This is a genomic window from Sphingomonas populi (assembly GCF_004208535.1).
Lineage (GTDB): Bacteria > Pseudomonadota > Alphaproteobacteria > Sphingomonadales > Sphingomonadaceae > Sphingomonas > Sphingomonas populi.
Map to the genome: position 1 here is coordinate 31,536 of NZ_SGIS01000006.1, position 22,306 is coordinate 53,841.

At 66.0% G+C, this 22,306-nt stretch carries 18 protein-coding genes; 5 read left to right on the forward strand and 13 right to left on the reverse strand.

Features of this window, described 5'->3' with window-relative positions; all coding sequences use genetic code 11:
• Positions 1-7: 7 nt before the first annotated feature.
• Positions 8-1,183 (reverse strand): glycosyltransferase, encoded by a 1,176-nt coding sequence (locus EWE75_RS05430; protein WP_130155657.1) that lies wholly within the window; start codon positions 1,181-1,183, stop codon positions 8-10.
• A 198-nt stretch (positions 1,184-1,381) separates the two neighbouring features.
• Here EWE75_RS05430 and EWE75_RS05435 point away from each other — a divergent pair, with 198 nt between their 5' ends.
• The 3 genes from EWE75_RS05435 to EWE75_RS05445 are packed head-to-tail and all read left to right on the forward strand — an operon-like array spanning position 1,382 to position 4,054.
• Entirely contained in the window at positions 1,382-2,335 is a 954-nt protein-coding gene (locus tag EWE75_RS05435; RefSeq protein WP_231708224.1) for a hypothetical protein, read from the forward strand.
• Complete coding sequence (locus tag EWE75_RS05440; protein WP_130155658.1) at positions 2,322-2,858, forward strand: DUF2141 domain-containing protein; 537 nt, start codon at positions 2,322-2,324, stop codon at positions 2,856-2,858. Before EWE75_RS05435 ends, EWE75_RS05440 begins: the two co-directional genes overlap by 14 nt.
• A gap of 5 nt (positions 2,859-2,863) precedes the next feature.
• Entirely contained in the window at positions 2,864-4,054 is a 1,191-nt protein-coding gene (locus tag EWE75_RS05445; protein WP_130155659.1) for a glycosyltransferase, read from the forward strand.
• A 10-nt stretch (positions 4,055-4,064) separates the two neighbouring features.
• On the opposite strand, the gene EWE75_RS05450 is transcribed toward EWE75_RS05445, so the two are convergent.
• On the reverse strand, positions 4,065-5,516 hold the full coding sequence (locus EWE75_RS05450; RefSeq protein ID WP_231708225.1) for a hypothetical protein: 1,452 nt from the start codon (positions 5,514-5,516) through the stop codon (positions 4,065-4,067).
• 94 nt (positions 5,517-5,610) lie between these two features.
• Between EWE75_RS05450 and EWE75_RS05455 the strand changes: the two genes are divergently transcribed.
• The gene (locus EWE75_RS05455; protein ID WP_130155660.1) at positions 5,611-7,245 is read left to right on the forward strand and encodes an alkaline phosphatase D family protein; all 1,635 of its coding nucleotides are present in this window, start codon (positions 5,611-5,613) and stop codon (positions 7,243-7,245) included.
• A gap of 28 nt (positions 7,246-7,273) precedes the next feature.
• On the forward strand, positions 7,274-8,341 hold the full coding sequence (locus tag EWE75_RS05460) for a DUF2252 family protein (protein ID WP_130155661.1): 1,068 nt from the start codon (positions 7,274-7,276) through the stop codon (positions 8,339-8,341).
• A gap of 99 nt (positions 8,342-8,440) precedes the next feature.
• On the opposite strand, the gene EWE75_RS05465 is transcribed toward EWE75_RS05460, so the two are convergent.
• The 11 genes from EWE75_RS05465 to EWE75_RS05515 all read right to left on the reverse strand — a co-directional run bounded on the left by EWE75_RS05465 (position 8,441) and on the right by EWE75_RS05515 (position 22,285).
• A complete protein-coding gene (locus EWE75_RS05465; RefSeq protein WP_069203688.1) occupies positions 8,441-8,647 on the reverse strand; it encodes a cold-shock protein in 207 nt (68 codons plus the stop codon).
• 210 nt (positions 8,648-8,857) lie between these two features.
• Entirely contained in the window at positions 8,858-9,550 is a 693-nt protein-coding gene (locus tag EWE75_RS05470) for a spermidine synthase family protein (RefSeq protein ID WP_130155662.1), read from the reverse strand.
• 420 nt (positions 9,551-9,970) lie between these two features.
• On the reverse strand, positions 9,971-11,038 hold the full coding sequence (locus EWE75_RS05475) for a PLP-dependent cysteine synthase family protein (protein WP_130155663.1): 1,068 nt from the start codon (positions 11,036-11,038) through the stop codon (positions 9,971-9,973).
• A complete protein-coding gene (locus tag EWE75_RS05480; RefSeq protein ID WP_130155664.1) occupies positions 11,028-13,079 on the reverse strand; it encodes a M3 family metallopeptidase in 2,052 nt (683 codons plus the stop codon). The genes EWE75_RS05475 and EWE75_RS05480 overlap by 11 nt, the downstream gene beginning before the upstream one ends.
• Before the next feature lie 8 nt (positions 13,080-13,087).
• Entirely contained in the window at positions 13,088-14,083 is a 996-nt protein-coding gene (gene trxB / locus EWE75_RS05485; RefSeq protein ID WP_231708226.1) for a thioredoxin-disulfide reductase, read from the reverse strand.
• Positions 14,080-14,970, reverse strand: a complete 891-nt coding sequence (locus EWE75_RS05490) for a hypothetical protein (protein ID WP_130155666.1) — start codon at positions 14,968-14,970, stop codon at positions 14,080-14,082. Before EWE75_RS05490 ends, trxB begins: the two co-directional genes overlap by 4 nt.
• A complete protein-coding gene (trxA, locus tag EWE75_RS05495) occupies positions 14,967-15,293 on the reverse strand; it encodes a thioredoxin (RefSeq protein ID WP_130155667.1) in 327 nt (108 codons plus the stop codon). The genes EWE75_RS05490 and trxA overlap by 4 nt, the downstream gene beginning before the upstream one ends.
• Before the next feature lie 29 nt (positions 15,294-15,322).
• A complete protein-coding gene (locus EWE75_RS05500) occupies positions 15,323-16,783 on the reverse strand; it encodes a metallopeptidase TldD-related protein (protein WP_130155668.1) in 1,461 nt (486 codons plus the stop codon).
• Positions 16,780-18,129: a TldD/PmbA family protein gene (locus tag EWE75_RS05505; RefSeq protein ID WP_130155669.1), complete on the reverse strand. Its 1,350-nt coding sequence runs from the start codon at positions 18,127-18,129 to the stop codon at positions 16,780-16,782. The genes EWE75_RS05500 and EWE75_RS05505 overlap by 4 nt, the downstream gene beginning before the upstream one ends.
• Positions 18,126-19,928, reverse strand: coding sequence for an ABC transporter ATP-binding protein/permease (locus EWE75_RS05510; RefSeq protein WP_231708227.1), 1,803 nt, complete (start codon positions 19,926-19,928; stop codon positions 18,126-18,128). Before EWE75_RS05510 ends, EWE75_RS05505 begins: the two co-directional genes overlap by 4 nt.
• Positions 19,929-19,942: 14 nt before the next feature.
• Positions 19,943-22,285 carry a TonB-dependent siderophore receptor gene (locus EWE75_RS05515; RefSeq protein ID WP_165388272.1) on the reverse strand — a complete coding sequence of 781 codons (2,343 nt, stop codon included), beginning with the start codon at positions 22,283-22,285 and terminating at the stop codon, positions 19,943-19,945.
• Positions 22,286-22,306 lie beyond the last annotated feature (21 nt).

Here is a 22,306-nt window from a genome sequence, read left to right on the forward strand (position 1 = left end):
GCCGGGGTCAGACGCGTTCGCGAACCGGTGCGCGCAGGAACGACGCGCAGATCGGCAAGGCCAAAGCCGGAACGCTGGCCGGGGCGCGGATGCCGGCACGGCGCGCCAGCACAAGATCGTCGAACAGCGCGAGATAGGCGATTGCCGAATCGGCGCCCGGCTGCGGCACCGGCGCGGGGCGCAGGCGACCCGGCGCGAGCCAATGGTCGAGCGCCGCGACCAGCCCCGCCGAGTCGTTCGCATCGACCACCGTGCCGAGCGCCGGCGACGCGACGATCTCGCGCACCGCGACGCTCGATTCGGTCGCGACCACCGGGGTGCCCGCCGCCAGCGCCTCGCGCAGCACGCCGGGCACGCCTTCGAAATCGGAAACCAGCGCCAGCGCCGCCGCATGCTCGATCGCGAAGGTCGGATCGGCGACGTGGCCGGGCAGCATCACCCGCTCGCTCAGCCCCAAGGCGGCGACCTGCGCCTCCAGCGCGCCACGCGCCTCGCCTTCGCCGAGGATCATCAGGCTGATATCGCGATCGGCAAGCCGGGCGAACGATGCGATCAGCCGATCCCAGCGCTTCTGCGGTGCAAGCCGCCCGACGCCGAGCAGAAAGCGCCCGGCGGGCACCGGCGACCGCGCGGCACCGGCGACGCGCTGGACCGGCGGGTTGGCGATGACGCTGAGCTTCGCTGCGGGCAAGCCGATCGTGCGGATCGCCTCGGATTTCATCGCCGGCGTCATCGCGACGAGATGATCGACGAAATGGCGATGCCAGCCGAGCCACACGCGATAGGCCGGCGCGAGCGGCCAGCCCTGATCGCGGCGGTCGAGCGCGTTCGAGACCTTGGCGACGATCGGCGGACAGGCGCCGCCCAGCCGCAGCCGTATCCAGGCGGCGACGGCGGTGTAATGGTTGCCGGGGCAGAAAATCAGGTCCGGCCCGAGCCGCGCCGCGATCTCCGCCACGCCGACCATGCCGAGATAGGTGGCGTCGCCCAGTTCGATCACCTCGACGCCCAACGGCACTTTCGCGGCGAGCGGGCCGGCAGCCTCGCCGATCACCAGCGTCACCCGCCTGCCGTGCGCGACCCACCCCGCCGCCAGACGGAGCAAGGCGTCTTCGACACCGCCGCCCTTGAGCGTCTGCGCATATGTCAGGATATGGGCAGATGGGGCGCGCGGGCTGAGCATCAGGCCCTTCGTAACCCGTGATTGTCGCAAAAGTTTCGCAACCGACACGGAAAATGTTGCGGCGCGAAAATGCGGGAACTACGACAAACTTGGAGCATTGTTTGGTTCCGGGCGAGTCCGATCCGGTTTGCCGATCGGCCGATATCCGGCTAAGCGCCGCCTGTGCTCGACGCGATCGAGCGGTTACGGACTATCCAGGTGGACAATTTTCCCTTCGGGGCGGCGGCGCCGGCTCGTATCGTCGACGCTCCGGTTCCCCTTCCTCCCGATCTGGCGGGCCTTGAGCCGATGCAGACCCTCAAGCGCCGCTGGCCCTCCTATCTGGGCGCGGCGGTGACGGTGGTGATGGTGCTGCTGCTCGGGCGGCAATTGCTGGCGACTGGCCTCACCGGGCTGGTCAAAGCGCTTCCCGCCAGCCCGTGGTTCTATGTTTTCTTCCTGATGCTCTATTTCTCGTCGGTGACGGGCGACTATGTCATCTTTCGGAAATTGTGGCGGATTCCGCCGGAAGGCTTCGTCGCGCTGGCGAAGAAACGCATCGCCAACGACATGCTCAATTATTCGGGCGAGGCGTATTTCTACACCTGGGCGCGGCAGCGCACGTCGCTGGTGGCGGCGCCGTTCGGCGCGGTGAAGGATGTCAGCATCCTCTCCGCAATCGCCGGCAATGCCGTTACCCTGGGTATCACCGCGATCGCGCTGTCGCTCTACCTCGGCCTGCTCACGCCGCACCAACAGCACATCGCGATCGGATCGACCGTGATCGTGTTCTTCATGTCGCTGCCGTTCCTGATCTTCTCCAAACGCGTCTTCTCGCTGGCGCGGCGGACCTTGTGGTGGATTTTCGGCGTGCATGTGCTGCGGCTCATCGCCGGATCGGTGCTGGTCGCGCTGACCTGGCATTTCGGCATGCCGAGCGAATCGGTCGGCATGTGGCTGCTGCTCGCGGCGCTCAGGATGATCGTGTCCCGCCTGCCACTCGTGCCAAACAAAGACCTTTTTTTCGCCTTATCCACTCCCCTTATCGGTCAGAGTGACGAGGTCAGGAATCTTGTCGCCCTGACGGCGGGCCTCACGCTCGTCGTCCATGTGGTGCTGGTCGCGCTGTTCAGCCTGTCCGGGCTGTTGAGGAAGAGAAATGCAGGTTCGTAGTCTGGCGGCGCTCGCCGCCGCCCTCGTCGCCATCGGCGGCACCCCCGCTGCCGCGCAGGCCGGCGTGCTCGGCAGCGACAGCGCCGCCTGCACCAGCGGCGGCGGCCCGGCGATCCGAGTCAATGTCGATGGCCTCAAGGACCGGATCGGCGAGTTGAAGCTCGAACTCTATCCCGCCAACGACGCCGATTTCCTGAAAGACGATCGCGATCTCATCAAGGAAGGCAAGTTCTTCCGCCGCGTCCGCGTGCCGACGCCCGCGACCGGCGCGATCTCGCTGTGCATCAAGGCGCCGACGCCGGGCAAATACGCGCTGCTGTTCACGCACAACCGCGACGGCAAGAACAAGTTCAACTTCTGGTCGGACGGCGCCGGCTTCCCGAGCAACGTCCGGCTCGGGCGCGCGCGGCCCAGGCTCGACATGGCGACGATCACCGTACCCGAGGGCGTCGTCACCACCGACATCCACGCGCAATATCTGCGTGGCCTCGGCGGCTTCGGCCCGATGAACGCCGGGAGCTGAGCGCGATGCGGATCGTCGACGTCAACGAATTCTATTCCCCGACCGGCGGCGGGGTCCGCACCTATATCGATCGCAAGATGGGCATCATGTCCGATCTCGGCCACGAACTGATCGTGATCGCGCCGGGCGAGAGGAACGAGATCGAGGAGCGGCCCGGCGGCGGGCGCGTCGTCTACATCAAGGCCGGGCGGTTGCCGTTCGACCGCAATTACGGCCTGTTCTGGGACCCGGCGCCGATCACCCATGCGCTCGACCGGCTCCAGCCCGATCTGGTCGAGACGTCGTCGCCGTGGCGGCCACCGTGGATCGTCGGCGGGTGGCAGGGCGATGCGGTGAAGACGTTCTTCATGCACAACGACAATGTCGCCGCTTATGCGCTGCGCTGGTTCGAGCATCTCGCGCCGATCGACCGGATCGAGCGCGCGTTCCTCTGGTACAGCCGCTACATGACCGGCTTTCTCGACCATTTCGACGCGGTCGTCACCAACGGCCCGGCGCTGGAGAAACGGCTGAAGGCGCGCGGCGTGCGGATCGACGCGTCGATGCCGCTCGGCATCGAAATCGGCCATTTCTCGCCCGATCTGCGCGACGAACGGCTGCGCGCCGCGTTGCTCGCGCAGTGCGGCCTGCCGCCGCATGGGCAATTGCTGCTTGGCCTCGGGCGGCATCATCCCGAGAAGCGCTGGCGGCTGGTGATCGACGCGGTCGAGCGCGCCGGCGCCGATCTGCCCGTCGGGCTGATCCTGCTCGGCGCTGGCGTCGAGACGCAGAAGATCGAGAAGCGTGTCGCCGGCAGCCCGCATATCCGGCTGTTCCGCCCGGTCTATGATCGCGAGCGGCTGGCGCGGATCATGGCGAGCTGCGACGCGCTGATCCACGGATCGGAGGCCGAACCGTTTGGTCTGGTCGCGTCGGAGGCGATGGCGGCGGGATTGCCGCTGATCGTGCCCGACACCGGCGGCTGCGCCGAAGTCGCCGATCCGCGCTCGTCCGAGCTGTACACTGCGCGCGACGCCGGTTCGGCGGCGCTGGCGATCGCGCGGCTGTTCGCGCGCGACCAGCCGCTGCTGCGCCGGGCCGCGCGCGTCGCCGCCGGCAAGGTCCGCAGCGACCGCGAGCATACTGTCGAACTGATGGACTATTACGAGAGCCTGGTCCGCGCCAAGCGCGACGGCAAGCGACTCAACGTAGCCTGATCCGTCCGGTTTAGCGCTTGTAGATCACGATGCGCTCGTTCCCCATCGGCACGGTGGCGGCGCGGTGATAGCCGTGCGCCATCGCCGCGACCACGATCGCGCGAATCTCGGGGCGCTCGCCCCGGAACGGCGGCCGCATCACCACCACGGCGGGATGCGCGGCGAGAATACGGCGCACCTCGGTCGCCTGATCCACGCCGGTCGCGCCGCTTTCGCGCGCGCGGTTGAGATGCGCGGGCACGACATAGCGTGACAGCCGGCACCGCCCCGTCGCTGGATACAGCATCGTCGAGCCCGAATAGACGTAGAGACAGCCGGGGCCGCGCCCGACTGCTTCGGCCATGCGCGCGAACTGGGCGGCGGTGCCGCGATTGTGGATGTTGACCACCACCGCGATCTGCCCGACCAGCGCGACCAGCAGCAGGATCGCCGGCGTCACCCGCCGCCGCATGTCCGCCCGCCCGAAGAACCCCGCCGCGCAGGCCGCGCCCGGCACGAGCACAGGCAGGCCGTAATGGTCGAACCAGGTGCCGAACACGGCGACGCCGAGCAGCGCCGCGACGAACCATGCGAACAGGAACGCCCGCGCGCTCGCATCGCCCTGCCCCACGCGACCGCGCGCGCCGAACACCATCGCCACCAGCGGCGACAGCAGCAGCACCAGCACGCCGATATTGCCGAGCATCTCCGGCAGCGGATTGGCGTTGCGGTGCGCGATCGACCCGAAATTGGCATAAACGAAGGCGTCGGCCTGTCCGCGATCCAGATAGGCGGCGTAGGCGATCAGCGTCGGCAGCAGCGCCAGCGCGACGAGCAGCACCGCATAGCCCGCCAGTACCCACAACGCGGTGCGCGCACGCCACTCGCGCATCAGCAACCACAGCCCGAAGAACATGCCCTCGAACACCGCGCTATATTTGATCTGGAGCGTAATCCCGACCAGCGCCATCGCCGCCGCGCCGAGCAACCGGCGGTGCCTTTGCGCGCTCAGCACGATCAGCGCACCCGCCGCCGCCATCGGCAAATTGTAGAAGATCGGCGCCTGCCCGCCGACGCCGTTGAGGAGATCGGGCCACAGCAGATAGGCGACCGCACCGGGCAGCGCGCCCGCGCCCCAGCCGGCCCGCTCCGCCATCCAGAACACCAGCCGCGCGGTCAGCACCAGCGAGACCAGCGCCATGATCTGATAGGCCAGAATGCCCCACGCCAGCGGCAGGCCAGCCGCCGGCCAATATAGCAGGAACAGCCCGATCGGCTTACGATCCCAGATGTCCACGAACGGCAGCGCGCCCTGCCACATCCCGCGCGCCGTTGCGAAATAGAATTCCTCATCGACATGCACGACCGGGTCGCCGAACGTGACGGCGCGCGCGGCGAGCGCCACGGCGACGAGGATCAGCCAGCGCGTGACGTCGAACCGACGGGCGAAATGCGGGGGCGGCGCGGACTGGGGAAGCGGCATCTGCGCGCCCCTGTAAGCGCCATCGCCGGCCATGTCACGACCACGAAACAACCCGGGAGCAGAGCGCGCGCAACGCCATAAGGATGTCGCTGTCATGACCGCTCACACGCCCCGCCTAGATCGTCGTTCCTTCCTGCTGACCGGCTCGCTCGGGCTGGGCGCGTTCGCGGTGCCGGGCTTCGCGCAGACGCCGAACGTAACGCACGGGCGCGGCTTCACCCATGCGGTGGCGAGCGGCGAGCCAGCCTCGGATTCGATGCTGCTGTGGACGCGCTACGTGCCCGCCGGCGGCGACGCGGTCGAGCTTCGCGTCGAGATCGCCGAGACGCCCGACTTCAACCGCATCGTCGCGAGCGGCGCGCAGATCACCGGGCCGTGGCGGGACCATACCGCCAAGATCACGCTCGACGGGCTGAAGCCCGGCACGACCTATCACTACCGCTTCATCGCGCCCGACGGCACCTTCTCCGCCGTGGGCCGCACGCGCACCTTGCCCGAGGGGCCGGTGCCGAGCTTCCGCGCCGCGATCTTTTCCTGCTCGAACATGCCCTTCGGCTATTTCAACGCTTATGGCCATGCCGCCGCGCGCGACGACATCGATCTCGTCATCCACCTCGGCGACTATCTCTACGAATATGATCGCAACCATTACCCCACCCCGGCGGAGGCAGTCGGCGGGCGCGTGCCCGAGCCGGCGAGCGAGCTGATCCACCTCACCGATTACCGGCTGCGCTACGCCAGCTATCGCAGCGACCCCGATCTCCAGCGCCTTCACCAGCTCCAGCCGATGATCGCGCAATGGGACGATCACGAATCGGCGAACGATAGCTGGGAAGGCGGCGCCGAAAACCATCAGGCGAACGAGGGCGACTGGACGTTGCGCAAGATCGCCTCGATCCAGGCGTATCGCGAGTGGATGCCGATCTCGGACGAACCGTGGAAGGCCTATGACATCGGCGGACTCGCGACTTTGTTCCGCACCGAGACCCGGCTGCTCGCGCGTACCCAACAGCCCGATATCGCGCCACTGTTCCAACAGGCCGATCCGATCGCCGCGCTGAAAGCGTTCCGCGACGGCGCGTGGATGGACCCCGCCAAGACGATGATGGGGTCGCAGCAGGAAAGCTGGCTGGCGCACGCGATGCGCGCCTCGGTCAAGCAGGGGCAGCGCTGGCAATTGGTCGGCTTCGGCACGATCCTCGGGCAGACGGTGATGCCCGAGATCGCGGCAAGCTGGGTCGCGCCGACAGCCCCCTCTGGGGCGAAAGCGTATGTGACGGCGGGCATCGCGGCGGCCAAGCTCGGCCTGCCGTTCAACTACGACAATTGGGGCGGCTATCCGGCCGCGCGCGCGCGGTTCCTGCGCTCGGCGCAGACGATGGGCGCCAATCTCCTCGTCCTGTCGGGCGACAGCCACAATGCCTGGGCCTATGATCTCGGGCAGGACGGCAAGCCCGCCGGCGTCGAATTCGCCGGGCATAGCGTCACCTCGCCCGGCTACGAATCGCAGATGGGCATCGATCCCAAGACGGTCGCGGCGGCGCTGGTCGCCGGCAATCCCGAACTCAAATGGTGCGACACCAGCCGTCGCGGCTATATGGCGCTGACGCTCACCCCAGACAGCGCGACCAACGACTGGATCATGGTCGATACGATCAAGGCGCATTCGACTGCGGCGAGCATCGGCCATACCGCCAGGGTCTCGCGCGGGCGCAACGTGATGGCGTAAGTCCGCGCGATCGGCCTAGGGTCGGCGGATGAGCGATATCCATGAGTCGATCGAGCGCTACGAAGACTGGCTGCGCGCGCAGCTCGGCGACGAGATCGTCGAGAAGGATCTGGTGCGCAAGCGCGCGAAGATGGCGAAGGACGCCCTCGTCTTCCTGCGCGCGACCTATTGGCGCTGGGCCGAGACGATCCTGACGGTCTGCCCCGATCTCGCCGATATGCCGCCGGTGCTGGCGATCGGCGACACGCATCTCGAAAATTTCGGGACGTGGCGCGATGCCGAGGGCCGGCTGGTGTGGGGCGCCAACGATTTCGACGACGCGGCGGTGATGCCGTGGTCGCTCGACCTCGTCCGCCTCGCCGCCTCCGCACTATTGGCGGGTGGCGATTCGGCGGAGGATATCTGCGACGCGCTGTGGGAGGGCTATGTTGCCGGCCTCGCCAAGCCGCACCCGCTGATCCTCGAACGCGAGCATCGCTGGCTGCGTCGCGAGATCATGCTGCCGGAGAAGGAACGCGCCGACTGGTGGCGCAAGCTCGCGCCCGGCGGCAAGGCGCGCAGGGCCGGAGCGGCGGCGCCGGGGCGCTTCCACGCGGCGCTGGCGGCAGCGTTGCCAGTCGAGGTTGATCCGCTGCCGGTGTTCGCCCGCACCGCCGGCACCGGCAGCCTCGGCAGGCCGCGCTATACCGCGCAGATCGCGTGGCTCGGCGGTCCGGTGGTGCGGGAGGTGAAGGCGATCCTGCCGCCGGCCTGGGCGGCGTTCGGACCCGGCAGCGACGCGACGATCCTTGCCGGCACGATCGCCCATGCGGCGACGCGCGCGGTCGATCCGCATTACCGGGTCGAGGACGGTCTGGTGCTGCGGCGGCTATCGCCCAACAGCCGCAAGATCGAGGTGAAAGATGCGGGTGCGGTGCTGATGTCGGCGGAGATGCTGCGGCTGATGGGTCGCGAGATCGCGACCTGCCATGCGGGCGATATCGAACGGGTCGCTGCGGTTCGCGCCGATGCGGCGCAGCGCGATTCGGGCTGGCTGCGCGGCCATGCGCGCGCCGCCGCGAAGGCGGTGAAGCACGATTACAAGGCGTTCGCCTGAATCGGCCTCAGAGTCGGTTTGTTAAGTGGGCTATCGCTGGAGCCGGGGCGAACGGGGTTTCCCCACATTCGCCCCGGCGCCGGCTTAAAGCCTGTCGGCTCAGGCGTTCTGCAGGTTCACTGCGGAAGCCTTGCCACGCTTGTCATTCTCGATGTCATACGAGACGCGCTGATCGGTCTCGAGCGTCGACATGCCGGCGCGCTCGACAGCGGTGATGTGGACGAAGCTGTCGCTGCCGCCGTCTTCCGGCGCAATGAAGCCATAGCCCTTGTCGTTATTGAAGAATTTTACTTTGCCGATTGGCATGAGAGCGTTCCTTTCGCTAGGTGGGAAGACCCGCGCGTGGAAGCGCACGGGGCCAGGAAGCGTGAAATGGAAGACTCAGCCCGGAAGCGTTGATTTCCGCCGCAGGCGACAATAGCCAGACCGCTATACAAATATTCCCGGATTAATCAACCGGCGCGGCCAGGATATATTCCGAAACGCCGATGTCATGCTGCTGATACGGGCCGACTATCAGCCGTTTGCCGCGACGACGATGTCCGGTTTGATCGCCAGCCAAATCGTATAATGTTTGGGTTCACGGCTACCGACCGCGTCGATCCGCGCGCTGTCTACGGTAAAGCCCGCCCCGACCAGCCGATCGACGAAACCGTCATCGTCATAGGCCGACCAGATCGCAAGCACGCCGCCGGGGCGCAACGCGGCATAGGTGGAGCGCAGCCCCCAGTTGCAATAGAGCCGGTCATTGGCCGGGCGAATGAAGCCGTCGGGGCCATTATCGACATCGAGGAGGATGGCATCGAAGCCCTCGGGCGAATCGATGATGACGTCGTGGACATCGCGGATCGCCAGCGAGACGCGCGGATCGGCGAGATGTCCGCCGAACAGATGCGCGAGCGGGCCGGTCGCCCATGTCACCACCGTCGGCACGAGTTCCGCGACGACGATCGCGGTGCTGTCCGGCAACGCGGACAAGGCTGCGCCGAGCGTGAACCCCATACCGAGTCCGCCGATCAGGATACGGTCCCGCCGCGGCCCCATCCGCCCGATGGCGAGCGACGCCAAGGCCTTCTCGGAATCGAAGTCCTGACTGCCCATCAGTTCGTCCTCGCCGAACTGGATCGAGAAATCGGACCCGCACTGCATCAGCCATAATTGGCCGCCGCCGGGAATGTCTGCCGCGTCGATACGTTCGATGGGTTTCATGGCTTCAATCCGATCGAACAGGTCTTCGCGGGCGGTGGAGGGCTTTACTGCGCCACGCCGCGATTATTCGGCGCCATTCGCGACGCCATCATCGGCGGGGCCGAACCCGCCGAACGCTCCAAGTCTCTCCGGCACGCCGGAGGCGCGTCCATGAGCGAGTCCGGCGCCCGCGTCCACCGCCAAGATTCGCCAGCGCGGCGCCGGCTGCGGCAAGTCCGCAAAGATGCCGACCGCTTTTTTACTCCATCCTGGCGCGATCTCGGACGCCTGCTCCGCAGGCGACGCCATCGCCGATACTGACGCGCTTTGCCGCCGGGCTTGCAGGCGAGACGCTGCTAACGACAGAGCCTGTCATTGGTGTCCGTCAAAACGAGGGAGGATCACTCTCGCAGTTTGGCGCACCTTCGACGCCGACTTGCCTTAAATCAGAAAGGCCTGCACGTCTTGCTCATGCTCCTGCCAAGAGACGCTGCGGGCGGATAGCCAGTCATCATCGTAGTAGGTGCAGCCGTAGCGCTCGCCTCCGTCGCACAGGATGGTGACGATCGCGCCGGACTGCTGTGCTGACGCCATTTCCTCGGCGAGTCGCATCACCGCGACCAGATTGGTGCCGGTCGACCCGCCGACCCGTCGCCCGAGACGGCGCGATAACGCGCGCATCGCGCCGATGCTCGCCGCATCCTCGACTGCAATCATCCGGTCGATCACCGATGGAATGAAGCTGGCTTCGACGCGCGGACGCCCGATCCCCTCGATACGGCTGGCGCACCCCTCCGGCAGCGCGACGGCGGTGCGATCCGCGAAATGCCGATGGAAGATCGAATGGACCGGATCGGCGACGCACAACTGGGTCGCGTGCCGCTGATAGGCGATATAGCGGCCGATTGTCGCCGAGGTGCCGCCCGTCCCCGCCCCGCACACGACCCAGGTCGGAACCGGCGTCTCCTCGGCTGCCATCTGTGCGAAGATGCTTTCGGCGATATTGTTGTTGCCGCGCCAGTCCGTCGCGCGCTCGGCATAGGTGAACTGGTCGAGATAATGCCCGCCCGTCTCCGCGGCGAGACGATGCGCAATGTCGTACACGGTGCGCGGATCATCGACGGCGTGGATTTCGCCGCCGTAAAAACGGATCGCGTCGAGCTTTGGCGCCGCTGTCGAGGCTGGCACCACCGCAATGAAGCGCAGTCCAAGCATCCGCGCGAAATAGGCCTCGCTGACCGCAGTCGAGCCCGACGACGCCTCGATCACGCAGGTATCCCGCCCTATCCAGGCGTTGCACAACGCATAGAGAAACAGCGAGCGGGCGAGCCGATGCTTCAGGCTGCCGGTCGGGTGACTGCTTTCGTCCTTAAGGTACAGCGTGATCCCGGGGTGGTGCGGCAGGTCGAGCCGGATCAGGTGGGTGTCGGCGGACCTGGTATAGTCCGCTTCGATCCGCCGGATCGCCTCTACACGCCACGCGCGGTCGGCGGTGCGATCAGCGGTCATCGTGTACTGCCAGGCCATGACGGACGAGGATTGCCTGCGGGTCCGCATCGCGACCACGGAAGGCGCGGAAGCTGTCGGCGGCGGGACGGCTGGCGCCGCGCGACAGCACCTCGTCACGGAACGTCGCAGCGGTGACGCGGTCGACCAATCCTGCCTCCGCAAAGCGTTGGAACCCGTCTGCGGAGAGCACCTCCGCCCACAGATAGCTGTAATAGCCAGCCGCATAGCCGCCGGCGAAAATATGGGTGAAGCCGTGCGGGAAGCGGTGCCACGCCGGTGGGCGGACCACCGCCACCGCCTCGCGCGCGGCCTCGATCACCTCCATCGGATCGCTGCCGAGCGTTCCCAGATGCAGCAGCAGGTCGAACAGCGCGAATTCGACCTGCCGGACGACGAACATACCCGACAGGAACCGGCGCGCCGCCAGCAGCTTATCGAACAATTCTGCGGTCAGCGGGGCGCCGGTCTGGTAATGGCCCGACATGCCGTTCAGCACGTCACGGTCCCAGGCGAAATCCTCCATCAACTGGCTTGGCAGCTCAATCGCGTCCCATTCGAACCCGTTGGTGCCGGCGATGCTGGGACGATCGATGCGCGTGAACAGATGGTGGAGGCAATGCCCCGTCTCGTGCAGGAAGGTCACCACTTCCTTGTGGCTGAGCAACGAAGGGCTGCCGTCGGTTTTCGGTGCGAAGTTGCAGACGAGATAGGCGACCGGCACCCGACGGCTGTTGCCATCCTTCAGCCGCGGGCGCGCCTGTGCCATCCATGCGCCGCCGCGCTTGCCGGTACGGGCATGCAGATCGACATAGACGCCGGCGATGATCGCGCCATCCTCGTCCGCCACATCGTAATAGCAGGCGTCGGGGTGATAGACCGGCACGTCGGCGCGCGCGATCAGGCGGATGCCGAACAGGCGATCGAGCAGTTGCTGCCAACCGGCGATGACGCGGTCGACCGGGAAATAGGCGCGCACCTCCTGCTCATCAACGGCATAGCGCGCGGCGCGCAGCCGGTCCGAAACATAGCTCATATCCCAAGGCTGAAGCGCCGCGATACCGAGATGGTCGGCGGCGAATTCCGCCAGCTCGGCATATTCGCGGATCGCGGCGGGCTTCGCCCGGTGGCCGAGATCACGCAGGAACGCCAGCACCGTGGCGGCGTCAGGTGCCATCTTGGTGGCCAGCGACCACGCGACCGGATCGGTGAAGCCGAGCAGCCGGGCACCCTCGCGCCGCAGGTCGAGGATCGACGCGATCCGGCCCGAATTGTCGAACTGCCCCGCATGCGGACCCTGATCCGATGCGCGCGTGCCATATGCCGTATATACGCGCTCGCGCAGGCCGCGATCCTCCGCGAACGTCAGCACGGCGCTCACGCTGGGCATCTGCAACGTCACGACCCATCCGGGCAGGCCGCGCGCGGTGGCGGCATCGGCAAACATCGCCGTGTCGGCCTCCGAAATGCCCGCCAGCAAGGCCGCATCCTCGACATGTTCGAACCAGGCGTCGGTCGCGTCGAGCACGGCGTTGCCGAAGGCGGTCGATAGCTGCGACAATTCGACCGAGATCGCGGCAAAGCGGGCGCGGTCCTCCGCCTCCAGCGCGACGCCCGACAAGACGAAATCGCGAATCCGATGGTCCACGGCGACCCGGTCGGCGTCCGGCAGCGAAGCGAATTCGGTCGTCTGGGTGAGCGCGACCAGCACCGCATAGAGCGCCTGATTCTGCATCACCTCAAGATTGTTTTCGACCAGCCTTTCCTCCCCGGTGACATAGGCGGCGCGCAGTTCGGGCGTGTCGGCAACGCCGTGCAGGTGCGACACCGCAGACCAGACGGCCGTAATCGCAGTGTCCGCGCGCTCCAGCGGCAGCCACGCCTCGGCAAAGCTGCGCGGCTGCGTCGCGACGATGCGCTCGACGACCGCGCGATGGTCGCCGAGGACCTTGTCGAGCGCGGGCGCGATCTGATCGGGCAGGATGTCGCCAAAACGCGGCAGTTCCAGCGTGTCGAGCAGAGGGTTTGTCATCGTTTCATCCATCTTCAGGTTCAAACCAACATCGCCGTGTCAACGCCGTCTGCGGCGATCGCATGTGCATTGTGCCCGGCGAGGAAGCGCTCGGCCTCCAGTGCCGCCATGCACCCCATGCCCGCCGACGTCACCGCCTGCCGGAACAGCTTGTCCTGCACGTCGCCGGCGGCGAACACGCCGGGCACGCTGGTCGCGGTCGATCCGGGCGTGACGAGAATATAGCCTTCGTCATCCATGCGAAGCTGTCCCTTGAACAGCGCGGTGGCGGGATCGTGGCCGATCGCGACGAACAGCCCGTGAACCGCCAGATGCGAAGCCGTGCCGTCGCGCGTATCGCGCAACGAGACTCCCGTGACGCCGGAGGCATCGCCGACGACTTCGGTCACCTCGGCGTTCCAGATCATCTCGATCTTAGGATTGGCATGGAGCCGCGCCTGGTTGGTGCGATCGGCGCGCAGGGTATCGCGCCGATGGATCAGATAGACCTTCTCGGCGAAATTGGTGAGGTACAGTGCCTCTTCAACGGCGGTATTACCGCCGCCGACCACCGCACAAACCTGACCGCGGTAGAAAAAGCCGTCGCAGGTGGCGCAGGCCGATACGCCGCGACCGCGATACGCCGTCTCGCTATCCAGCCCCAGCCAGCGCGCCGATGCGCCGGTCGCGATGATGATCGTGTCGGCGGTGTATTGCGTGCCGTCGTCGCCGATCGCCAGGAACGGCGTGCGCGACAGATCGACCGCGTCGATCAGGTCGCTGACCACCTCGACCCCGGCCTTGCGCACCTGGTCTGCCATTCGCGCCATCAGATCGGGACCAAGCACGCTTTCGTCACCCGGCCAGTTTTCGACATCGGTGGTCATCATCAGTTGCCCGCCGGGCTGCGGCCCTTCGACCAGCGTCGGCGCCAGGGCAGCGCGCGCGGCATAGACCGCAGCGGTATAGCCAGCCGGTCCCGATCCGATGATGAGCACCTTGCTGTGCCGCGACTGCGGCGTCGGGCTTGCGGTCACGCCGACGCCTCGGCGGGTGTAGCAACGACAGGAGCCTGCCTCATCAACTCGACGATCTGACGCCCGACGAGGCGATTGATATGGCCCAAGCGCTCGAAACATTCGAGTCGCTGGCGAAAATGTTGCCCGAGTTCAGGGTCTTCGGCGTCGAGCAAACCAAGCATCCGGTCTATACCCGATAATTCGGCCATTCGACCGTCGATTTCGGCCTTCTCGCGGATCTTGTACGCACGGCTCTCAAGAGCCTCCGTCCAGCCAATGGCGCCGGTTTCACGCCGCAGCTCCAGTCGGCCACAGGCGTCCAGAGTATCGCTCAGCACGGTACGCATAGTGGCAGGCCACGCCGCTGCCTCGACGATGAGACCGGCAAGATGTGCAAACGAACCGTCGGTGATCGCATCGCTCGCGGCAACGGCGGCCAATCGCTCAACCTTCCACCCTTTGCGGTCCGCCGCATCGCCATCGATCTCGCGGCGGTGCAACGCGATCACTGCCTGCCGACAGCGCTCCAGTTCCGCGTGCGGGGCGGTCAACGTGACCAGATCGGACCGTTCGAGGATCGACAGCAAGACCTGCGACACCACGCGCGACAGGTCGGCGCCGACCGGGGTTTGTTCGAACCAGTCGGTTACATATGTCTGCGCGACAGGTAACGTCTGATAGGCGTTTACGATCGATTCCAGCGCGGTAACGAGCGCGATCGGGTAGCCGAGGCGTTCGGCGAACGCCGTCTGGTCGTCTGCCTCGACGATTGCGCCGATCACGTTCGCCTTGCCCTCCTCCCATGCGGGATAGAAGACGAAGCTGCCATCGGCGATGTGGCGGCGCAGGCGGGCCAGCGCCATGTCCTTGACGGCCGGATCGCCCTGGAATGCGATGTCGGTCATTTCTCGGTCCCGACATTGGCATCGACGAACGCGTCGAGCCGGCTGCGCGAGACCGTGCCGAAGGTCCGCGCGGTCTCCTGCCCATTCTTGACGACGATCAGCAGCGGAATACCGCGTACGTCGAAACGCTTGGCCAGATCGGGGTTCGCCTCGATATCGACCTTCACGATCTCCATCTCGTCGGCATATTCGATCGCCAGATCGTCGAGCGTCGGGGCCAGCGCCTTGCACGGCGCGCACCACGGCGCCCAGAAATCGACCAGCACCGGCTTGTCGTTCTTCATGACGACATCGTCGAAATCGTGTTCGGTGGCATGACGCATACGGAAGATCCTTGTGGAAACGGGGAATGTCAGGCGTTCTGTCCGCCGACCATCATCCGGTCGATGCGGAGCGTGGGCTGGCCGACGCTGACGCGGAGCTGCTGTCCCTGCTTGCCGCAGGTCGCCATGCCGGTGTCGAAAGCCAGATCATTGCCGACCATCGAGATGTGCCGGAGCGCCTCGTCCCCGATGCCGATCAGCGTGGCACCGCGCACCGGCGCGACCAGCTTGCCCTTCTCGACCAGCCATGCCTCGATCGTGGTGAAATTGAAGCGGCCGGTGACGATATCGACCTGCCCGCCGTCGAATTCGGTCGCATAGATGCCGCGATCGATCGACGCGATAATGTCCGCCGGATCGGCCGAGCCGTTCGCCAGAAAGGTGTTGGTCATGCGCGGCATCGGCAGATGGGCGTAGGATTGGCGCCGACCGTTGCCGGTCGAGCGCGCGTTCATCAGCCCGGCATTGAGCCGGTCCTGCATCAGGCCGGTCAGGATGCCGTCCTCGACCAGGACCGTGCGTTCGGGTGCGGTCCCCTCGTCATCGACGCCGAGCGAACCGAGCCGCCCGGCGAGGCCGCCGTCGTCGATCACGGTGACGCCGGGCGCGGCGATCCGTTCGCCGACCTTACCGTCGAAGGCGGAGAGGTGCTTGCGATGGTGATCGCCCTCCAGCCCGTGGCCGACCGCTTCGTGGAACAGGACGCCCGGATAGCCCGGCCCCAACACCACCGGCAGCTCGCCGACCGGCGCCGGGATCGCGTCGAGATTGTTGAGCGCCATGCGTACCGCCGTCGCCACCATCCCCTCGACCGAGGCGTCATCGAACCCGTCCAGCCCGGCTTGACGGCCAAGCCCCGCCTGGCCGCGCGCGCGCCGCCCGTCCTGCTCGGCGATCACGACAATCGACAGGATCGTCACCGGCCTCACGTCGCCCGCCAGCAGCCCATCGGCCTCCGCGACGAGAATGACCGTATCCTGCGCCCGCACGTTCGCATCGACGCTCGCGACGCGCGGATCGCGGCTGCGCGCGAGCCGGTCGATGCGTTCGAGCAACGCGATCCACGCCGCCGCATCCTCGACCGACACCGTATCGATCGCCGGGTACAGGTCGTGACGCCCCGCCCGCCGGTTGAGCGCGATGCCCTGCGGATGACGCGTCCTATCACCATGCCGGGCCAGCGTACGGACCGCCCGCACCGTATCGAGCAACGCATTCTCCCGGATGTCGGCCGAGTGCGCGAAACTGACCTGCCCGCCATGCGCGGCACGCGCGCCGACGCCCTGCCGCATGGAGAAGCTTCCTTGCGTGACGTGACCGTCCTCCAGTCGCCAGCTACGCATCGCCGTGGTTTCGAAGAACAGATCGGCCAGATCGGCACCGCCGCCGGCCAGATGTCCCAAGGCGCGGCCGATCGCGGCCTCGTCGAGCCCCGCCGGCCCGAACAGCGCCGCCCGCGCGCGATCGATCGCCAAGTCGCCGCCGTTCATGCCCTGCCTCCCACTTGCATATCGTCGATCAGGATCGAGCCGGTTCGGATCGCACCCTGCCGCTCGACATCGAGGCCGACCGCACGGATGCCTGCCAGCATCGCGGGCATGGTGCTTGCCAGCGTGACGTCGGTGACAGCGTGAACGACGTGCCCGTCCTCCACCCACAGCCCTTCGACCGCCTGCGTCCAATTGCCGCTGGCAGGATCGGTCATGCCACCCTGAAGCTGCGTGACGACCAGGCCGGTGCCCAACATCGCAAGCATCGCCGCCCAATCGCCGCTGTCCGCCGTGCTGGTCAGGCGAAGATTGTAGAAGCCATCGGCGTTACCGGTCGATGTCATGCCGAGCTTGCGTGCGGACAGCGACGACAGGAACAACCTCTCGGCGACCCCGGCGCGGACGATCGCACGGGTCGATCCTGCAATTCCCTCGCTGTCGAAGCCACCGCTCGCCAGCCCGAGCGGCTCGAACGGGTCTTCGATCAGGTCGAGGTGAGATGCCGCGATGCTGCGACCGATCGGATCGGGCAGGAAACTCATGCGCCGCACCTGCGCCATGCCGGTCAACGCAGACGCAAGTTCGCCGACCAGCGTGGCCGCGATGCGCGGATCGAACAGCACCGGGCAGCGCCGACTGGCCAGCGATCGTGCGCCGAGCGCTTGCCGGGCACGGTCGGCGGCTTGCTGCGCCAGCAGTTCGACGGGTAGCAGGGCGCCGACGCTGCGTTCCTGCGACTGGGCAAAGTTCGACGTGCTGCCGGAATCGTCCTGTGCCAGCATCACCGACCAGCGGGCGTCGTTGGATCGCAGAACGCTGCGGCAGAAACCGTCGCTCGTCGCCAGCGCCCATAGTCCTTCGGTCGCCACCGCCACCGATTCGCCGATGCGCAGCCGCGGGTCAGACCGTGCGATCTCGCCCGCTGCACGGTCCATGCTGGTGGCAGCGTCGAGCAGCGCGTCAGGGTTCCGCGGGCTATCGGCATAAAGCTGCGGGGCGGGGCTGGAAAAAGCGAGTGTATCGGCCGGTGGCAGGCCCGCGTCAGGGTCAGGCCGGACATGGCGCGCGATCAGCATCGCCTCCTCGACCACGCGCTCGATCGCCGCGCGGTCGAAGCTCGCGGTTGACGCCGATCCGCGCCGGCCGTCGTGGAAGACGGTGAGGCCAAGGCCCTGCGTGCCGCTGCGCTCTGCGGTTTCGACCTCACCGTCCCGCATCGCGATCTTCGCAACGCCCTCGTGATGGACCGAGGCGCGTGCGGTGGCGCCGCGCCGGCCGGCGAGTTCCACGGCCAGCGCCGCCGCATCGCGCAACGCCGCCTCGCTGTGGGTCAACAGCTCCGTCATGCTTTCATCTCGATCTTTGCGCACGTCGCATGGCCATGATCCAGGCGAAGACGGTGCGTGTGGTAACTGGCGAGCTTTTCGTCGTGCACGACGCTGACGATGGTCGCACCGGGCAGTTCACCGATCACGGCCTGGTAGAAATTCGCGGCATTGTCCGCATCGAGCGCGCTGGTCGCTTCGTCTACCACCAGCAGCGTCGGGCGTTGCAGCAGGATGCGGGCGAGCGCCACGCGCTGTTGTTCGCCGGGCGACAGTTCGTCCTGCCACATGCGCAACTCATGCATGGCGTCGATGTGCGTGCTCAGCCGGACCTGATCGAGCAGTGCGGCGATGACGGCATCGTCATGATCCTCGGCCCGGTCGGGAAAGCAGATCGCGTTCTTCAGCGTGCCGAGCGGCAAATAGAGGCGTTGCGGCACCAGCATCGCGCTGCCGCGCTGCGTCATCGCTACGGCGCCGGCGCCGTCGGGCCACAGGCCGGCGATCGCCCGCAGCAGCGTCGTCTTGCCGGCGCCCGATGGCCCCTCGATCACCCAGCGCTCGCCCTCGCGGATCGTCCACTGATCGACGGACAACAGCAGCGCGCCGTTCGGCCGGCGCAGTTCCAGGTTCGACGCGCTGATTGCGACGCCGTCCGGCGTACCGCCCGGCGTGAAGGCGATGCCCCTCGGCCGCTCGTGATCGATCGCGTCGTCGAGCGCTTTCAGACGATTGACGTTGGCGACCTGCCGCGCGATCGAGGGATACACGTTGACGGCGTAGGAGAGGCTCGCAGAAAATTGCTCGAAGGCGTCTCGCGCGCCCTGAACCTGACCGAAGGTTATCTTGCCTGCAAAATACTTCGGGACGGTCAGAAACAGAGGAACCATCCCCATTACCCGCTGATAAATGCTTTGCCCGGCGCTCAAGCCCGCGCTCGCCAGCATCAATTGGTACCAGTTGCGACGAATATTCTCGAAAGCGACCCGCAAACCGTCCTGTTCGATTCGTTGCGCGCCGGAAAAGGCAATCTGCTCCGCGTTGCGTCGCACATGCAGCATGTCGCTGCGAAAATCCGCTTCGTAATGCTGCTCGCGCATCCGTCGGCGGACGAACGGTTTGCCGATCCAGGTGATGACCACCGTGCCGAACAGCACGTAGAGGATCGCAAACCAGATCATGTCGCCGCCTGGCAGCGGAATTTCATGGCCAAAGAAGGGGATGCTAATAGGTGATGACGTCTGCGTCAGGATAACGGCGAACAGAACGGCGCGGATCACGCTGGAGACGAGCCCGATCACGATCACGAGCGGCGAAGTGCCATAGGGCATCCCCATCGCTGTGAATTCCTTGAGATCCTCCGCAATCCGTTGGTCGGGGTTGTCGATCAGTCGCAGTCGTTCGATCTCGTAGAAACGATCGCGCGCGAACCAGCGGCCAAGATACCATTCGGTCAGCCACTTACGCCAGCGGACCGCCAGTGTCATACCGACGATGTTGTTGAAAAATATGACCCCGATTTCGAGCGCTGCGATCATCGCAAAGGTCAGTACCAGCGACAGGAACAGGCCGCCCTGCCGCTGCTCAATCGCATCATAGAAAGACCGCTGCCAGCGGTTCGTCAGCAGGAAAATATAGGTCGAGCTGGCTTCGATCGCGCAAAAGCACGCAACCAGAAACCACGCCCACTTCCAGTCGTCCGACACGAAATAGCGCGTGCTCAGCCGCCAGGCATGCGCCCACCGCTCGCGGGCCGGTTGGTTCGGCTGGAGGCCCGCCTCTCGGCGGGTCTCCTCGACATTGGCGGGCTGGGGTATCATTGGCTACCGATCCTTCAGAACAGGCGCTTCGTGATGGTCAGGCGTACGCCGCGCGGCTCATCGACGGGAACGAACCCAATGGAGTTCGCCGTATTGTAATTACGCCGGTCGAAGATGTTACGAACACCCAGATTGATGTCGAACCCTTGCCAGGTCACGAACCCGTTGACGTCCACCTGCCGCGCCGCCGGCACGACATAGATACCGAGCGGATCCGCAAACGAGCTTGATCGTCCGTACAGGCCGGCCGACATCCCGCCGCTGAGGCCATCGGCGATCTTCGTGCGATAGATTGAATAGATGCTGTAGGTATCGCGTGGTTGACGCCTTACGGTCGTTTCGAATTCGTCCGGGGAAAGCAGTGTATATTTGGTCCGCGTCAATGAGCCCAAAACCGTCCATCCGGGCAGCAACTGACCGGCGATGTTCAGGTCGATGCCGCGCCCGCGTTGCCCGGGGCCGGGGATCTGAAAATTCGGGTCGACCGGATCGGTGACCTGGATATTGTCCTGCGTAATGTCGAAATAGGACGCGTTGATCGTGGCGCGTTTGCTGAACAGGTCGATCTTGACGCCCACTTCCTTGTTGGTCGTCGTGATATCGGGCAGGATTTCTCCAGTCCTGCTGGTCCCGAAACTCGGGTCCGTGCCGCGCGCATAGTTGGCGAAGACCGACACCTCAGGCGTCACGTCAAAGATGATGCCCGCGCTGGGCGACGTTCCCCGCCGTTTGTCGGGCACAGTGGGGTCTGCTCCGGGGAAGAAGAACGTCGCCCCTGTTTCGAACCAGGTCTTGCGGACCCCGCCCAGTAGCTTGATCTTCCAGAATTCGAGAAGCGCCTGGCCATAGACGCCCTCCTGTTTGCCCGTGACGTTCAAAGAAACGTCGCCGAACGGTGAAAATGGCCTCACGTCCCCGGTGTTGGCGCCGAGCGGGGGATTGGGGACCAAAATGGAATCCGTGGCGCCCCTCTGATCCGTGCTGCCTCGGCTGTAATTGTAGCCGACGTTGAAGCTGGCCTTCAATCCATCGCCGACATGGGTCTTGATGCGAACGAAGCTGTCGACTGCGTCGGACGTGCTTTCGAGCAGCGAGCCGCCGATCTGGGCCCGCAAGATACCCCGACGGCTGTAACCGAGCTGCACGACCCTGACTTCCAGCCGTGACGTTTCGTGCAAGCCCCGCGCGACGAAATCGACCCCGGGCACGATCTCGCGTGTCAGATCGAAATAGAAGCGATCGATATTGGCGCGGAGTCCTTGGTGGGGGGTGTATATCGGCACGGATGGATCGCGCTCGATGAGGTTCGCCGTGTTGATGTCAAACAGGGTATATGCCCCGATCCCGGTCACGGCTTTCGACAGGCTGGCCCCGATGACGATATCGGTCAGGCGGTCCTTGTAGCGCAGCGATGGCGCGAACAGATAGTCATCGTTGTTGTCATAACCGCCGTAGTTATGCTCCATCTTCTGCGCGCTGGCGACAACCCGGCCGGACAGCTTCTTGTCCGCAGTGATCGCGTTGTTCGCATCGATGACGCCGCGAACCAGCCCGAACGAGCCGGCATCCAGAGACACCGCCAGCCGCTGCTCCGCGCTGGGCTTCTTGGTCACGACGTTGACGTTGCCGCCCAGATTGCCAAAGCCCGCGATCAAGGCATCCGGCCCTTTCAGGATTTCGACACGCTCGATATTGGCGATCGGCTGGTTGGCACTGCCGGCGATGCTGTTCTGGCTGCTGCCGCTCAAGCCATTGACCAGCCCGGCCGCGCTGAACCCGCGCACCGTGTAGGACGCGCCGGCATTACCGTCATTGGCCGTGGCGGATACGCCGCCGGCATTGCGCAGGATGTCGGTGATGTTCAGCGCCTGCTGATCCGCGATCGTCTTGGCCGAGATCACCTGCGTGTTGCGTGGCTGATCGCGCAAGCCGAGGCCGCTGCGATCGGATGTCGTCGCCTGCCGCACGAGAACGCTGGTTTCCGCCTCGTCGCGCCGGGCGGTAACAATGATGTCGTTGATGTTGTTGACGACCGTCAGCGCGCCGTTGTCCCCGATCTCGATAGCGAGCGGTCTACCTGCCGTTGCCGCCTCAAGCGCAGCGCGAACCGAGGTCGCCTCGCGAACCGGCTTGGAGCTCAGCGATTTCACCGCGTCGGGATCGTAGTTCACGACGACCCCTGCCTGGGCGCTAATCTGCTCGATCGCCTTAGCCATCGGCATCGCCGGCACGGTGATGGTGCCCCCGCGCGCCTGCTGCGCAGCGGCCGACATCGGCATGGTGGCCCCCAGCACGGCTATGACGCTCAGGCTGGCGGCGCTCAAAAGGCAACGTGCGTTTGCGGTCATACCAATCATTTCGATCCCCTCCTCAAGGCA